This window comes from Mesorhizobium sp. M1C.F.Ca.ET.210.01.1.1 (assembly GCF_004791585.1).
GTDB lineage: Bacteria > Pseudomonadota > Alphaproteobacteria > Rhizobiales > Rhizobiaceae > Mesorhizobium.
In genome coordinates this window covers 1-335 of sequence record NZ_SRUU01000156.1, presented here as the reverse complement: position 1 = coordinate 335, position 335 = coordinate 1, and the positions used below count along the sequence as shown (strand labels likewise).

Below are 335 nucleotides of genomic sequence, written 5' to 3'. Positions count from 1 at the left end.
CCGAGATTGATGCGGCCGGAACGCTCGGTGATGGCTTCGCCCAGTGAGACGAAGATGAAGGGCGTGGACACGCGGATGGCGCCGCCCAGCATGGCGAGCGGCACGCCCCACAGCCCGATGTCGGTCGTCTCCATCAGGTGCTCCTCTGCCACAGGTCGGGGTTGAAGAGCTTGAAGCGGCCGTAGAAGGTCTCGCTGAACAGGATGACGATGAAGAGCATGCCCTGCAGCACCAGCACGGTCGCGTCGGGCAGGTCCATGCGGCGCTGGATCAGGCCGCCGGAGGCGTCGATGCCGCCAAGCAGGATGGCGACCGGGATGATGGCGAGCGGATTG

2 pseudogenes are annotated in these 335 nt (G+C 66.0%); both read right to left on the bottom strand.

Annotation, left to right across the window (positions count from 1 at the left end):
• Positions 1-134 (bottom strand): annotated as a pseudogene (locus EN853_RS33375) (ABC transporter permease); the annotation flags it as partial.
• Positions 134-335: pseudogene (locus EN853_RS33370) on the bottom strand (ABC transporter permease); the annotation flags it as partial. The pseudogenes EN853_RS33375 and EN853_RS33370, both read right to left, overlap by 1 nt.